This is a genomic window from Maricaulis sp. (assembly GCF_048270095.1).
Classification (GTDB): Bacteria; Pseudomonadota; Alphaproteobacteria; order Caulobacterales; family Maricaulaceae; genus Maricaulis.
The window spans coordinates 1-13,311 of sequence record NZ_JBLWTL010000023.1 but is presented as its reverse complement, the minus strand read 5'-3'; the positions used below and the strand labels follow the sequence as shown (position 1 = coordinate 13,311).

Annotated in this window: 14 protein-coding genes; 1 reads left to right on the top strand and 13 read right to left on the bottom strand. The window is 65.1% G+C overall.

Annotation, left to right across the window (positions count from 1 at the left end):
- Together ACN0YJ_RS11940 and ACN0YJ_RS11935 are read right to left on the bottom strand one after the other, a co-directional pair.
- Positions 1 to 969: a hypothetical protein gene (locus tag ACN0YJ_RS11940; protein ID WP_417496324.1), complete on the bottom strand. Its 969-nt coding sequence runs from the start codon at positions 967 to 969 to the stop codon at positions 1 to 3.
- Positions 962 to 1,561, bottom strand: coding sequence for a hypothetical protein (locus ACN0YJ_RS11935; protein ID WP_417496323.1), 600 nt, complete (start codon positions 1,559 to 1,561; stop codon positions 962 to 964). The genes ACN0YJ_RS11940 and ACN0YJ_RS11935 overlap by 8 nt, the downstream gene beginning before the upstream one ends.
- A gap of 222 nt (positions 1,562 to 1,783) precedes the next feature.
- Between ACN0YJ_RS11935 and ACN0YJ_RS11930 the strand changes: the two genes are divergently transcribed.
- Positions 1,784 to 3,298, top strand: coding sequence for an MFS transporter (locus ACN0YJ_RS11930; RefSeq protein WP_417496322.1), 1,515 nt, complete (start codon positions 1,784 to 1,786; stop codon positions 3,296 to 3,298).
- A gap of 6 nt (positions 3,299 to 3,304) precedes the next feature.
- On the opposite strand, the gene ACN0YJ_RS11925 is transcribed toward ACN0YJ_RS11930, so the two are convergent.
- The 11 genes from ACN0YJ_RS11925 to ACN0YJ_RS11875 form a co-directional block, all read right to left on the bottom strand.
- Positions 3,305 to 3,715, bottom strand: a complete 411-nt coding sequence (locus ACN0YJ_RS11925) for a type II toxin-antitoxin system VapC family toxin (RefSeq protein WP_417496321.1) — start codon at positions 3,713 to 3,715, stop codon at positions 3,305 to 3,307.
- A 7-nt stretch (positions 3,716 to 3,722) separates the two neighbouring features.
- Positions 3,723 to 3,998 (bottom strand): type II toxin-antitoxin system VapB family antitoxin, encoded by a 276-nt coding sequence (locus ACN0YJ_RS11920; protein WP_417476367.1) that lies wholly within the window; start codon positions 3,996 to 3,998, stop codon positions 3,723 to 3,725.
- An 82-nt stretch (positions 3,999 to 4,080) separates the two neighbouring features.
- Positions 4,081 to 5,283, bottom strand: a complete 1,203-nt coding sequence (locus ACN0YJ_RS11915) for a serine hydrolase domain-containing protein (protein ID WP_417476368.1) — start codon at positions 5,281 to 5,283, stop codon at positions 4,081 to 4,083.
- A gap of 28 nt (positions 5,284 to 5,311) precedes the next feature.
- The gene (locus tag ACN0YJ_RS11910) at positions 5,312 to 7,342 is read right to left on the bottom strand and encodes a TonB-dependent receptor (protein ID WP_417496320.1); all 2,031 of its coding nucleotides are present in this window, start codon (positions 7,340 to 7,342) and stop codon (positions 5,312 to 5,314) included.
- Between the two features lie 4 nt (positions 7,343 to 7,346).
- Positions 7,347 to 7,967 carry a bifunctional phosphoribosyl-AMP cyclohydrolase/phosphoribosyl-ATP diphosphatase HisIE gene (hisIE, locus tag ACN0YJ_RS11905; RefSeq protein WP_417476370.1) on the bottom strand — a complete coding sequence of 207 codons (621 nt, stop codon included), beginning with the start codon at positions 7,965 to 7,967 and terminating at the stop codon, positions 7,347 to 7,349.
- Positions 7,964 to 8,731, bottom strand: coding sequence for an imidazole glycerol phosphate synthase subunit HisF (gene hisF, locus ACN0YJ_RS11900; protein WP_417496319.1), 768 nt, complete (start codon positions 8,729 to 8,731; stop codon positions 7,964 to 7,966). Before hisF ends, hisIE begins: the two co-directional genes overlap by 4 nt.
- A complete protein-coding gene (hisA, locus tag ACN0YJ_RS11895; RefSeq protein WP_417496318.1) occupies positions 8,713 to 9,447 on the bottom strand; it encodes a 1-(5-phosphoribosyl)-5-[(5-phosphoribosylamino)methylideneamino]imidazole-4-carboxamide isomerase in 735 nt (244 codons plus the stop codon). Before hisA ends, hisF begins: the two co-directional genes overlap by 19 nt.
- Positions 9,444 to 10,043 (bottom strand): imidazole glycerol phosphate synthase subunit HisH, encoded by a 600-nt coding sequence (gene hisH / locus ACN0YJ_RS11890; protein WP_417496317.1) that lies wholly within the window; start codon positions 10,041 to 10,043, stop codon positions 9,444 to 9,446. The genes hisA and hisH overlap by 4 nt, the downstream gene beginning before the upstream one ends.
- Positions 10,040 to 11,941 (bottom strand): histidinol dehydrogenase, encoded by a 1,902-nt coding sequence (hisD, locus tag ACN0YJ_RS11885; protein ID WP_417496316.1) that lies wholly within the window; start codon positions 11,939 to 11,941, stop codon positions 10,040 to 10,042. The genes hisH and hisD overlap by 4 nt, the downstream gene beginning before the upstream one ends.
- Position 11,942: 1 nt before the next feature.
- Positions 11,943 to 12,827 carry an ATP phosphoribosyltransferase gene (hisG, locus tag ACN0YJ_RS11880; RefSeq protein WP_417496350.1) on the bottom strand — a complete coding sequence of 295 codons (885 nt, stop codon included), beginning with the start codon at positions 12,825 to 12,827 and terminating at the stop codon, positions 11,943 to 11,945.
- Positions 12,821 to 13,141 (bottom strand): YerC/YecD family TrpR-related protein, encoded by a 321-nt coding sequence (locus tag ACN0YJ_RS11875; protein WP_417489730.1) that lies wholly within the window; start codon positions 13,139 to 13,141, stop codon positions 12,821 to 12,823. Before ACN0YJ_RS11875 ends, hisG begins: the two co-directional genes overlap by 7 nt.
- Positions 13,142 to 13,311 lie beyond the last annotated feature (170 nt).

The following is a 13,311-nucleotide window of genomic DNA, read 5'->3' as shown; positions in this document are numbered from 1 at the left end:
CTAGTCCGGCCGGGGTTTCCCGGTCTCATGCTCGAAGCGCTCGATACAGTCCACCACGATGGCGACCGTCTCTTGCCATTGTGGCCGGCCGCCATGATGAGCCTCGCCGAAATAGCCGCGCGGCCCGTTATGGGTGACATCGGCCAGCGGAATGCGTTTGAGGCGGCCTGAGCTGCGCGCGACAGCCCATTCTGATCCGGTCGAAACCGGCCAGCGGGCCGGGAAGGCCAGGACGCCTGCAGCCTCAACCCGATCGGCGCGGCCGGCGATATGGTCAATGCGGGCCAGACGGTTCAGGCCGGGGGTCGAGGCGATGACACCGCCAATCGAAATCAGCTGGATCGGGCCATCAAAGACATTGGCGAGATCATCGGCGGCGCCGGCCGCCATCTGGGCGCCGCCGCTCAGCCCGATCAGCGTCAGGCGCGCGCCGCCACCCGGCTGCCAGCCGGCCGCGCGCAGACTGTCCTCGATCAAACCGGCCAGGGCGAGATTGAAGACCGGCCCATAGCGCCGGTCGGCCGAAACCAGGACCTGGAAGAAATTGCGCGCATTGACCAGATTGGCCAGCAAGGGCCGGCGCTGGTGCAGCGGTGCGGCGTCGAGCGCGCGCCAGAGCCGGCTGAAAATACGCGGTCCGTGCAGCAGTGGATTACCCGACGCCGCATAGGGAAAGACACTGTCGACCAGCACGGCATCGGGCACGCCCTCACGCAAGGCCGCCAGGAAGCGGCGCTCACGGCCGGAATTCGACGTGCCGCTGATCCGGTCAATCCCGCCAAGATAGACGATGAATTCCGTGGCGGCCCGGACCGGCGGCTTGGCCGTCACCGCTGGCGCAGCTGGCATGTTCTCGGGCCGGCCTTGCCGCGACCACCAGAACAGGGTTTCGAGGGGCGCCAGTGTGCTCGCCAGGACGAAGGCGATAAAACCGGTCAGCAGGAGCCAGCCCAGCGCATCCTCAATCATGCCCGCCTCCCGGCGTCACCAGACGCAGACGCCGCAGCAGCGGCTCGCTCAGCCGGCCGCCATAATGACGGACCGCGGCACTGACCAGCCACCCCGCCGCAGCACTCACAATGACCAGGCCAAGCGGCCCGCCAATCACGACCCAAAACCCCCAACCGACACAGACAAAGGTCCAGGCATCCAGCGCCCGGTCGAGGAATTCACCGTAATAGGGGGCCACCGTCAGCACGCTGAGCAGGCGCGGGGCATAGCCCAGCGCGATAATGCCGGCCAGCGCCGCTTCCGACACGGTCAGATCGCCGGCCAGGCCGAGCAGGAAATGCGCGCTCGCGCTCCAGACCAGAACGCCGAGCAGATAGACCAGGCCGGTCACCATGAGACTGGCCATGATCCGCCAGCGCCCGACTTTCTGCGCGGCCAGGACATAAGCCTTGCCGAGCATTTCAGAGGCCCCGGCGACAAGCGGTATGACCAGCGCCGCCAGTGCGATGGACGGGTGATCGACGAGATGGGTGAAGGCCGCGCGCTGCAGCAGGGCGGCATCAACCGCCAGGCCCAGCGCCCGGGCGAGATCGGAGAACAGGCTGATCATTGCACCGCGTCCAATATCCCGGTCATGACGTCCCGTTCCGCTGCGCCAAGGGCTGATTCCCGGTTGATCTAAGGCCAGATCCGGCGGCCGGGCAAATCCGCCGCGCCGGTGTCAAATCGGATGCAAGGACAGGGCGATGATGCTATGCGGCCTTTCCCGCCCTGCGACGGCCCGGCACCGGCCGGCCAAGCCTGACGCGCGGTCGATCGTCGAGGATCCAGCATGTTCGCGACAACGCAGCTCACCGAAGCAGACCGTGAGGCCGGTCTGAAATGGTATGTGCGCAATGGCATGTTCTTCAAGATCATGGAAACACTGTCGATCGGCGTGTTCCTCACCGCCTATGCGCTGAGCCTAGGCGCCTCCAACCTGGTGATCGGCGTGCTCGCCGCCATCCCCTCACTGACCCAGCTGGCGCAATTGCCGGCGGTCTATCTGGTTGAACGCATTGCCAGCCGGCGCCTGGTCGCCGTGTCGCTGACCCTGGCCAGCCGCCTCCTCCTGCTCGGTGCCGCTGCCGCTGCCCTGCTGCAGCCCGGCCCGTCGGCCCTGCTCCTGCTCGTGGTCGCCTTCGCCATACGCTACATATTCGGCGCCATCGCCGGCTGCGCCTGGAATAGCTGGGTACGCGATTTCCTGCCCCCGGAGCGGCGCGGCGTGTTCTCGGCCCAGCGCCTGACCTGGATGACGGTCATGGCCGCAATCGCCGCGCTGGCCGGCGGCGTCTTCGTCGATAACTGGACCGGGCTGACCGGCCTGCCGCAGATCTATGCCTATTCGGCCCTGCTGGTCATTGCGACCTTCAGCGGTGTGCTGGAAACCTTCGCCATGGCGCAAATCCCCGAGCCGACGCCGCTGCCGCTCGAGCACGGTCCGGAACAGAAAACCGGCCTGTTCTCGCCGCTGAAGGAAAAGAATTTCCGCCGCCTGATTACCTTCCTGTTCTCGTGGAATTTCGCCAGCCATCTGGCGGCGCCCTTCTTTGCGGTGCAGATGCTGCGCCAGCTCGGGCTCGACCTGACAACGGTGATGATGCTGACGGCGCTCAGCCAGGGGGCTAATGCCCTGGTCACCGGCACATTCGGCTCGCTCGCCGACCGCTATTCCAACAAGCGCGTGCTTCAGTTTGCGGCACCGCTCTTCATCGCCTGCATCTTTGCCTGGACCTTTACCAGCCTGCCGGAGCGGCATGTCTTCACCATGCCGCTGTTGGTCGGCATCCACATCCTGACCGGCATTGCCACCGCCGGCGTCACCCTGGCCTCGGGCAATATGGCTAATGCGCTCTCGCCGACCAATGGTGCCACCCGCCACCTCGCACTGGTCGCCGCCTTCACCGCCATCGCGGCAGGAACCGCGCCGATCATCGGCGGTCTCTATGCCGATGTGCTGGCCAATTACCAGTTCTCGCTGACCGTGAACTGGAGTGCGCCGGATGGTGAGACCATCATTCCCGCCTTCGATGTCACGCGCTGGGACTTCTACTTCCTCGCCGCCACCCTGATCGGCTTGTGGTCACTGACCCGGCTCGACCAGATCGAGGAACCCTCCCAGGGCGGCCGCGTTCGCATGCGCCAGGAATTGATGATGGGCGTCTGGCGCGGCGTGCAGACGGCCTCCAGCATTGCCGGCCTGAAAGCCGTCAGCGATCTGCCGATCGCCCTGATCACCGAGCGCCTGTCGCGCCAGAAAAAGCCGCGAACCGGCAAGGACAAGGTGGCGCCACCGGAGGCTTAGGCCGGATCAGCGGATCAGGGCTGAACGAACATCGGTATGTGGAAAGTCATCGCCGATGAAGAGCAGGGGCGCATCAAGCGAGATCGCCAGCGCGTAGGCGAAACAATCCCCGAAATTCAGCCGTGCGCGATGGCCAAAGCCTCGACCGAACCGGATTCGGGCGTGCAGCGCCTGGCGCGCCAGGTCTGCGGTGATGGGCGCGATCGTGATATCGGCAGCCGCCAGCAAGCGCTCCGAGGCAAGCACAGCTTGCGCATCGCCCTTGCCGCTTCGACCGGCGATCACCGTTCCGAGTTCCACGAAATTGGCAGCAGAAATGACCCGCGCGGACGCGCTCGCGATACAGGAACGCACATCATCCGCTTCCGGCTCGCCAAGCAGGATCGCCATCAGTGCCGAGCTGTCTACAACCAGCATTCCTGCCTCAACGCTTGCTCAAATCCTCGATCTCGTCCTCGCCCCAAAGCGCATCCCATTCAGCCTTGGAGATCGGCTTCAGATCGAAGCCTTCACGAATTTCCTCTGCGACCTGCAGCAGGCCGGCGGCAATAACCGACTGGCTCGCCCGGCGCTCGGCCTGCAGCCGATCCAAACGCTCCTGCAGGGCGCGGGTCACGGTCTGGGTCATCGTCTCGCCGGTCAGGGTTGCAAGTTCCCTGGCGAGGCGGTCGGCTTCTTCAGTCTTGATGCTCAACGCCATTGGAGCCACTTTCTAGAATGCAATCTAGATAGCACGATGGCGTATCATATTCAACATCCATCCGACGCGGGCGGGCCCGCCCCTACTCCGCCACCGCCGCCATCAACCGCTCGATAAAGCCATTGCGCTGGCCGCTATCAATCCAGCGCACCACGGCGACAATATCGTGGTCGGGGTCGATATAGATCATGTTGGCGCCCGCCCCGAGATAGGCAAAACTTCCGGCCGGCGCCGACGGTACGGAAATCGCCGCGCCTTCGATGTCCGGGCGGTTGAGGAAGAAATTCATATAGCCATAGGATGGTGCAACATCGGTGGGCGTCAGCGAGCGCTCATACCAGGCCTCGGAGAGCAATTGCGTGCCATCCCAATTGCCGCGATTGAGACCGAGCAGGCCGAAACGGGCCTGGTCATAAGCCGACAGCATCATGCCGCCGCCCCAATGCCCCCCGCCGGAGACCGACCAGTAGAGCTCCTCGCCTTCGTCCAGCTCGACCCAGCTATTCTTGTAGCCCTGCCACTCCCATGTTCCTGCAGAGCCGATCGGCGTCATGATGCGCTCGTCGAGCACCTGCGCCAGCGGCTCGTGCCAGACATGCAGGGCGGCCAGGGCCAGCGCATTGACGCGGACATCATTATATTCCCACGCGGCACCGGGCACTGGCGGGCCGGCGACGAGATCACTGGCCGGGTTATCGCGCGATGGGCGATCCGCCCAGTCCGGCTTGTCCCAGAGTGTGCCCGACCAGCCCGAGGTCTGGCGCAACATCTGGTCCCAGGTGATGGGCGTATTGTGCCCGGTATGGAAGAGCGGGTCGGCAACCAGATCGGAAACGGGCGCAGCGACATCGGCGATCAAGCCGTCATCGACCGCGAGGCCGACGACATGGCTCAAAAAGCTTTTGGAGACGGAGAAGGTCATGTCGACCCGCTCGAGATCACCCCATTCGGCGACGATATAGCCATTGCGGAGAATGATGCCGGCCGGTGCGCCGCGCGGACGCAATTCACCGATCGGGCTGGAATGTGGTTCATAGGCCCAGGTCAGGGGCACCATGACTTCCAGATCGCGCGCATCAATCCCCTCGCCCCAGGCCTGTGGCGCGGTCGTCTCATGGGCGATGGCGAAATCGATGGCGGCTTGCAGCGCGCCGGCATCAAAACCGAGCGAAGCCGGTTCGCGGCGCTCCCACTGCGCATCGCCGGCGGCGGGGAAATAATCCTGGGCCTGTCCCATGCCTGTCAGGCTCAGCGAGGCCAGACCGGCCAGCAATAAATGTCGCATATATTCCTCCCCTGGCGCCAGAACGGGCTCAGCCGGTGACGCGAATACCGATAGTGATAGCGCGTGGTTCGCCCGGAAAATAGCGTTCATTGCCAAAGGCGAAGTCCGCGCGCTCGGCGTAAGGCTCATCGAGCAGGTTTCGCACGGCTGCGAACAGCTCGACGCGCTCGCTGGGTGCATAGCGCAGACGCAGGGCCAACAGGTCGTGGCCATCATAGGCATGCGCATTGGCCGCATCGGTGAAGTAGGCACCGGAATGGCTCCACGCCAGTTCGCCCGACCAGGCCGCATGAGGGCGCCAGACCAGGCGCGCATCCCACAGCCAGCGCGGCGCCGTATCGATATCGGCGCCCTTGCGGATCACTTCGCTGGCCGTGCCGACGGGCCGGTCGAAATCATAAGTGTGGCGGGCCCATGTCCCGGCGAGGTGGATGCGCCAGGCTTGTGTGAGGGGGTAATCGAACTCGGCCTCAACGCCGTGATGACGCGTGCGCCCGTCGGTGACGTTGAACCCGTCAGCATCGCGAAAGAAGACATGGCGCTTGGCCATCGAGAACGCCGTCAGCTCGAGCCGGCCATCATCGCCGAGGCTCAGGCGATAACCCGCCTCAATGCTGTCGAGTGTCTCCGGCTCAATCGCGTCAATCTCCTGCCCTGCCTGCAGCCGGTAGAGCTCGGTGGTCTGCGGCGCCCGGGCGCCGCGAGCGATGCGACCGAAGAGCGAATGGTCGGCATCAAGACGCCAGATCGCACCGGCATGCGGGGTCAGCGTGTCATAGCGGTCATCGCGATCGCCCAAGCGCAGGAAACGCCCGACCGTGTCGGCGGCAAGGTGGTTGTCGTAGGCAAAGCGGGTCTGCTCGGCGCGCAGGCCGGCCTGCAGCGCAAGGCTATCGCCGACCTGCCAGCGGGTCTGGGCGTAGAGGGCAAAGGCCCGCGCATCGACGTCGAAATCATAATGATCGCCCTGCACGAAGGAGAAAATCGTCGGGCGCGCCTGTATCTCGCGCAGGTAACCGCTCGTTTGCTCGAAATCGCTGCCGAAAGTGATGCGGCCGCCGGCGAAATCACGCGCCGCCGAGACAAGCAGGCCGACGCTGGTATGCCCGCTCTCCTCGAGCGCCTGGGATGGCAGGAAATGCATCAGCAAATCCATCTCATTGCCGCGCGCATAGGGTGTCAGCGACCAGGACCAGCCCGATCCCCATTCCCCGTCCATGCGCAGCGCCATGCGCATGGCGACGGCATCGCGAAAGGCTTCCGGATTGGCGTTGGCGCGCGACAGGCTGCGGTCTTCATAGGCCGAGGCTCCGGTGACATAGCCGGCCGTTTCCTGGTTCAGCGTGATGATGCTGGCGCTCCATTGCCAGCGCACATCGCCGGCCGTCCCGTCCGCCCGCGCCAGCACGCCAACCCGGTCGAGCCCGGCATCCTCACGCCAGCCATCCTCATGCTGCGTCTCGACGGCCAGCAACGCACTGACGCCCTCGCCCGGCCGTGCCAACACGCCCGAGGCGCGCGCACGCCCGAATGAGCCCAGCTCGAGCTCGGCGTGCGAGGGCGTTATGGCCGGATCGGGGGTGAGGATATTGATCAGGCCGTGCAGCGCATTGGAGCCATGGAGCGCCGAGCCCGGGCCGCGCACCACTTCAATACCGCCGGCCACCCCGGTCAGGGCCTCGAACAGCCCGTTTACATTGGCAAAACCGGCAGCGCGCAACGGCACGCCATCTTCCAGATAAAGAAAGGATCCCGCCCCTGCACCGCCCGTCAGGACCGGCGAGCGGATCGCGGTGAGGTGTTCAGCGCCATTGCCCCGGTTGATGTTGACGCCGGCGGTGCGGTTGAGCAGTTCGGAGACATGCTGGGCCCCGACCGATTGGATCGCGGCCGCATTGATCACCGCAGCCGGGATGATCGCCGCGTCGCGCGCCTCGCCGCGCCGGTCGCCCGTCACAGTCACCACGTCCTGGCCCCAGGCGGCCGAAGCGCCGAGCCAGACGGCACCGGCCAGGAGCAGGCCTCGCCAGTTCCCAGCCCTGCGGCGTGCCGCTGACATGGTGTTATTGCGCCGCCCGGACCGCATGGCGCTTGCGCAATACCGCGATGACATCTTCAAGTCCGAGATCGCGCGATTCCAGCAGCACCAGGAGGTGGAAGATGAGATCCGCCGATTCCTCGGCCACCGCGGCGCGGCTTTCCGAAACGGCCGCCATGGCGACTTCAACCCCCTCCTCGCCGACTTTCTGGGCTGGTCGCTTGGGCGCGCGCGCCAGGAGAGAGCCAACATAGGAGCCCTTGGTCTTGTCTTTCTTGCGCTTCTTGATGATGGCCCGCAGGTGCGCCAGGAAGCCCAGGCCCGGTCCGGGATCATCACCGAAACAGCTCACCGTACCGGTATGGCAGGCGGCGCCCTTCGGCTTGACCTCGACCAGAAGCGTGTCCTGATCGCAATCCAGAGCGATGCTGACCAGTTTGAAACTGAGGCCGGAGGTCTCGCCCTTCTTCCAAAGAGATTGCCGTGAGCGGCTGAAAAAGTGGACTTTTCCAGTTTCCTGGGTCAACTGAAGCGCTTCAGCATTCATATAGCCGAGCATCAGGACCTGACGGGTCGCCGCATCCTGGATAATGGCGGGAACCAGCCCGTCACCCTTGGCCCAGTCCAGGGAATTCGTGTCGATCATGTCCGTACCCTGATACCATTCTGGCCGAGATAAGCTTTCAATTCGCCGATCCCGAAAACCTGTTTGTGAAACACGCTGGCAGCCAGCGCACCGTCAACATTGGCGGCATTGAAGACGGATTTGAAGTCTTCTTTGCTACCCGCACCGCCTGAAGCAATCAAAGGTGTGGAACACACGTCCCGCGCCGCGGCAAGCTGGTCGATATCATAACCCTCGCGCACCCCGTCCTGGTCCATGCAATTGAGCACGACCTCGCCGGCCCCGCGCTCAATGCCCTCGGCAATCCAGTCCAGCGTCAGGCGCTGAGAGAGCTGCGTCTTGTCGGGATCACCGGTATATTGGTGGACCTGCCATTGACCGTCGATCCGGCGACTGTCGACGCCGAGCACGACGCACTGACAGCCAAATTCTGCTGCCAGGGCATCGATCAGGCCGGGGTTTTCCAGCGCCGGCGAATTGACCGAAATCTTGTCCGCGCCGGCAAACAGGCGCGCGCGCGCGTCATCGACAGTGCGAATACCGCCAGCGACGCAAAAGGGGATGTCCAGTTCACGCGCCACGGCGGTGACCCAGGCGGGTTCAACCGTTTCGCCGCGCGTGCTGGCGGCGATGTCGTAGAAGACCAGCTCGTCTGCCCCTTCCGCCGCATAGCGGCGTGCCAGATCGACAATGCCGCCGACATCCTCGTGATCGCGAAAGCGCACGCCTTTCACGACGCGGCCATCGCGCACATCGAGGCAGGGAATTATCCGCCTTGCGAGCATGCCAGCGCCTCCTTCAGGGTGAAAATGCCTTCATAGAGGGCCTTGCCGGTAATGGCGCCCGCCATGCCAAGCGCGCGCACCGCCTCCAGATCGGCCAGCGATGACACGCCGCCGGAAGCCTGCCAATCAATCTGTGGGTGACGCTCGCGCAGATCGCGATACAGCGCCAGATTCGGCCCCGACAGATCTCCATCGCGGCTGATATCGGTGACCAGCGCGTGTTTGAGCCCCGAGCCGTCATAGGCGGCGATCACTTCGGGCAAGGTGGTCATCATCATGTCGGTCCAGCCCTGCAGGGCCGGGCGGTAATTGCCGCCAAGACGTTTGACATCGAGCGCCAGGGTGATGCTCTGGGCCCCGTAGTGGTCGATCCACTCGCGAACCAGCGGCGCCTCGGTCACGGCGAGAGAGCCAATAATGACGCGCTCGACGCCGATCGCCAGCAGGCTCTCGATATCCTGCGCCGAACGCACGCCGCCGCCGGTCTGCACCCGCAGCCCGGTCTGGCAGATCGCGCGAATGGTCCCGGACTGACGCCGCGCTCCCTCGCGGGCACCGGCGAGATCGACGACATGGACCCAGCTCGCCCCGGCCTCACCAAAGGCTTCAGCGACGGCGACCGGATCATCGCCATAATCGGTGACGGCATCAAAGGCGCCCTTGTGCAGGCGAACGACGCGGCCGTCGAGCAAATCGATGGCGGGGTAGAGGATCATGATATCGCTCCCGCGAAATTCATCAGGATACGGGCTCCGGCCGGGCCGGAGCGTTCGGGATGGAATTGACAGCCGGCGACATGGCCCTGACGCACCAGGGCCGAAACCGGCTGGCCATACTGGCAGATGGCCCGGCTTGCCGGACCCGGCGGCGCGAAATAGCCGTGCACGAAATAGGCATGGCTGCCCGGCTCGATACCGTCGAGCAAGACCTCATCCGGGTCGAGGTCATCCAGCTCATTCCAGCCCATGTGCGGCCAGACCAGACCTTCGGCGCGCGGCAGGCGGACAATATCGCCAGCGATCAGACCCAACCCTTCGACGCCGCCCTCCTCGGAGCGGTCAAACAGGAGCTGCATGCCCAGGCAGATGCCCAGCAAGGGTCGATCATCACCGCGCAATAACTCGGCCCAACCACGATCTGTCAGACGCGCCATCGCCGGTGCAGCCGAGCCGACGCCGGGCAGGATCAGCCGGTCGCAATCGCCCAGCTGTGACGGTTGGGCCGCCGCAACATGGTCCAGCCCTGCCCGTTCCAGCGCAAAGCGCACCGAAGCGAGATTGGCGCAGCCGGTATCGATGACGCCGATCTTCATTCGAGGAATTCCTTGGTCGAAGGCAGGCGTTCGCTCTCGATCCGCACCGCCTGGCGCAGCGCCCGGCCGAAGGCCTTGAACGAGCCCTCGACCATGTGGTGGGCATTCTCGCCCTCGACGCGGACATGGATCGCCGCCTTCATCGATTCGGCGAGCGATCGAAATGCGTGCGGCACCATCTCGACCGGAAACTCGCCGACGCGCTCGCCGGGTATCTCGCCCTCGAACTTGGCAAAAGGCCGCCCGGAGAGGTCGATCCAGACACCGGCCCGCGTCTCGTCCATCGGCAGTTCAAAGCCGAACCGGGCGATACCGCGCTTGTCACCGAGCGCTTCGTGCAGGGCTTCGCCCAGCGTCAGGCAGACATCCTCGATGGTGTGGTGGGCATCGATTTCCAGATCACCGGTCGCGTCGATATTGACGGCGATGCCGGCATGGCGGGCGATCTGGTCAAGCATGTGGTCGAAATAGCCGATCCCCGTGGAAATCACGCTCGGACCGTCGCGGTCGAGATCGACGAAAACGGTGATATCCGTCTCCTTCGTCTTGCGCCGCTTGGCGCTGGTGCGCAGGCGCGGCCCGGACGCCTCGTCCGGCCAGGCCTGCGCCCATTCACGCCGAAACCGCATTGCTGTCTCGTGCCCGGCCAGCCCCTCAAGCGCGGCCAGGCGCTCGACCGTCGGGGCCATCGCTGCAGCGCCGTCCTTGCTGGCCCGCAATATGGTGGTGGTTTTCTGGAAGGCCTCGACCGTGACACCGCCATGGGCCCGCGCCGCACCGCCTGTGGGCAGGGTGTGATTGGGTCCGGCAGCATAATCGCCCGCGGCTTCCGGTGCCCAGGCCCCGACAAAGATCGAACCGGCATGGCGCACGCGGCTCACCAGCGATTCCGCCTCACCGAGCTGCAGGATCAGGTGTTCCGGTGCATAGGCATTGGCGATGTCTGCCGCCTCATCGAGGCCGCCGCAGAGAATGGCGCGTGAGTGGCGCATGGCCTGACGCGCGATATCAGCGCGCGGCAGCACGGCCAGCTGCGCCTCGACTTCCGCGACAATCCGCGCACGCGTGGCCACATCGAAACAGACCAGCATCACTTGCGCGGACGGGTCGTGCTCGGCCTGGCTCAGTAGATCGCTGGCGACAAATGCGGCATCGGAATTGGCATCGGCGATCACCATCACCTCGCTCGGCCCGGCGGGCAGATCGACGGCGGGCCCGCCCGGCAGGCTGGCGACATAGGCCTTGGCGGCAGCGACATACGCATTGCCGGGACCGAAAATCTTGTCGGCGCGGGGCAAGCCTGCCGAGCCGGTCGCGAGCGCCGCGACGGCCTGGGCACCGCCAATGGCATAGACCTCATCCAGCCCGAGCAGGCTGGCAGCCGCGAGCAGGATGGGGTCAACACCTTGCGGCCCCGCGGGCGGTGCGACCACGACGATGCGCGGCACGCCGGCGAGCTGGGCCGGAATGGCGAGCATGATCAGGGTCGAGACCAGCGGTGCACTGCCCGCTGGCACATAGAGCGCGGCGACATCAACCGGCGTCGCACGGCGCGAGGCGGTGACACCGGGCCAGGTCTCGACGCTATAGGAGCCATAGCCCTGGCGGACATGGAAACGGCGCACGGCATCGGCAGCCGCGAGGATGGCTTCGGCATCAGCCGCGCCCAGATCGGCGCGAGCTGCGGCGATGGCGTCGGACCCGACGCGAAACTCCGCCGGCGCGTAGCTATCGAGACGGTCCGCATAATCGCGAACGGCCGCCTCGCCGCCGGCATAGATGGCGTCAACGATCTCGCGGGCGGCGGCACCGGCTGTGTCGGTGGTTTCCGGGCGTTGCAGCATCACGCCGCGCGTGGCCGCGTCAGCGGTGGACCAGGTCAGGGTTTCAAGCATCATCTCAGGCCAGCATTTTTTCAATCGGCAGGACCAGGATGGCGCGCGCGCCCTCCTTCTCCAGCGCTTCGAGGGTTTCCCAGAAGACGCGCTCACGGCAGACCGCATGCAGTGCCACGACATCGTCGCGGCCGGCGACCTGGGCGATGGTCGGCGCGTCGGCGCCCGGCAGCAGGGCGCGGATGGCGTCGAGCCGGTCTTTCGGCGCATTGAGCATGATGTATTTGGTCTGCGAGGAGGCGATCACGCCTTCGGCCCGGCGCATCAGGATGCGGGCAATCGTGTCAGTTTCCGGCTCACGGGCGCCCTTGCGGCGGATCAGCACGGCCTCGCTCTCAAACACGGTCTCGATGGCTTTCAGCCCATTGGCCTGCAGCGTCGCGCCGGAGGAGACCAGATCGCAGATCGCATCGGCAATGTGCAGGCGCGGTGCGACTTCGACCGAGCCGCGCATTTCGACGATCTCGACGTTGATGCCGCGCTCCGCGAGATAGGCTTTGGTGATGCCGGGATAGGAGGTGGCGATCGCCTTGCCCTGGAGGTCGGCCAGTTCGCGGATCTCGCCCTCGACCGGCACGGCGAGTTTGAGGCGGCAGGTGGCGAAACCGAGCCGAAGCGCGATCTCCAGTTCCGAGGTCCGGCCCCCGGCAAGCTGTTCCTCGCGCAGCACATTTTCGCCGACAATGCCGTAATCGCAGGCACCGCTGGCGACGAAATTCGGGATGTCATCATCGCGCACCAGCATCAGATCAACCGGCATATTCTCGGCCCGCTGGTGCAGCTTGTCGCGGCCATAGGCGAAGCGCAGACCGCAACGCTTCAACAGGTCCATACCGCCTTCGGAGAGGCGGCCCTTGCTTTGTACGGCGATGCGTAAACGGGTCACGATGTGGTTTCCTTGAGGCGTTGAAGAATGAGGCGGTAGCCCTGCCAGGGCTCCTGGGTGAGGAAGCGCGAAATACGGGTGACTGTGGTCGTGCTGGCGCCGGTCATCTCTGCGATTTCTCGGTAAGAGTGCCCGCCCTCGTCGAGCAGGCCGGCGACTTTCCAGCGCTCTGTCAGCGTCTTCATCTCGCCCGGGGTGAGCAGGTCGCGCAAAAAGCGTTCGCCCTCCTCATCGGTGCGGATGGCGCGCAAGGCAGCGCAAAGCGGCGCTAGGTCCGGCTGGTCGCTGCGACGTTCATCATCAGTCTCGTCGATCATGGATCGTCCTCCTGAGCGCCGGTATAGCGTGTTAGCGCGCTAACACAATGGGGCAAAAGCAGGGGTGATCCAAACGGGACATGCTCCGGCTTTGCCGGTGCGTGTTGTCTAATCGCGGCCCTTTCTGTCAAGCTCCGAGTTACTCCGTTTTGTCTGTCACCGCCGGTATC

Coding starts and splice junctions, on each gene's coding strand:
- ACN0YJ_RS11910 (WP_417496320.1), bottom strand. CDS start 7,342: ATGTCAGCGGCACGCCGCAGGGCTGGGAACTGGCGAGGCCTGCTCCTG.
- hisD (WP_417496316.1), bottom strand. CDS start 11,941: ATGATGCTTGAAACCCTGACCTGGTCCACCGCTGACGCGGCCACGCGC.
- hisIE (WP_417476370.1), bottom strand. CDS start 7,967: ATGATCGACACGAATTCCCTGGACTGGGCCAAGGGTGACGGGCTGGTT.
- ACN0YJ_RS11930 (WP_417496322.1), top strand. CDS start 1,784: ATGTTCGCGACAACGCAGCTCACCGAAGCAGACCGTGAGGCCGGTCTG.
- ACN0YJ_RS11925 (WP_417496321.1), bottom strand. CDS start 3,715: ATGCTGGTTGTAGACAGCTCGGCACTGATGGCGATCCTGCTTGGCGAG.
- hisA (WP_417496318.1), bottom strand. CDS start 9,447: ATGATCCTCTACCCCGCCATCGATTTGCTCGACGGCCGCGTCGTTCGC.
- hisH (WP_417496317.1), bottom strand. CDS start 10,043: ATGAAGATCGGCGTCATCGATACCGGCTGCGCCAATCTCGCTTCGGTG.
- hisF (WP_417496319.1), bottom strand. CDS start 8,731: ATGCTCGCAAGGCGGATAATTCCCTGCCTCGATGTGCGCGATGGCCGC.
- ACN0YJ_RS11915 (WP_417476368.1), bottom strand. CDS start 5,283: ATGCGACATTTATTGCTGGCCGGTCTGGCCTCGCTGAGCCTGACAGGC.
- ACN0YJ_RS11940 (WP_417496324.1), bottom strand. CDS start 969: ATGATTGAGGATGCGCTGGGCTGGCTCCTGCTGACCGGTTTTATCGCC.
- ACN0YJ_RS11935 (WP_417496323.1), bottom strand. CDS start 1,561: ATGATCAGCCTGTTCTCCGATCTCGCCCGGGCGCTGGGCCTGGCGGTT.
- ACN0YJ_RS11920 (WP_417476367.1), bottom strand. CDS start 3,998: ATGGCGTTGAGCATCAAGACTGAAGAAGCCGACCGCCTCGCCAGGGAA.
- ACN0YJ_RS11875 (WP_417489730.1), bottom strand. CDS start 13,141: ATGATCGACGAGACTGATGATGAACGTCGCAGCGACCAGCCGGACCTA.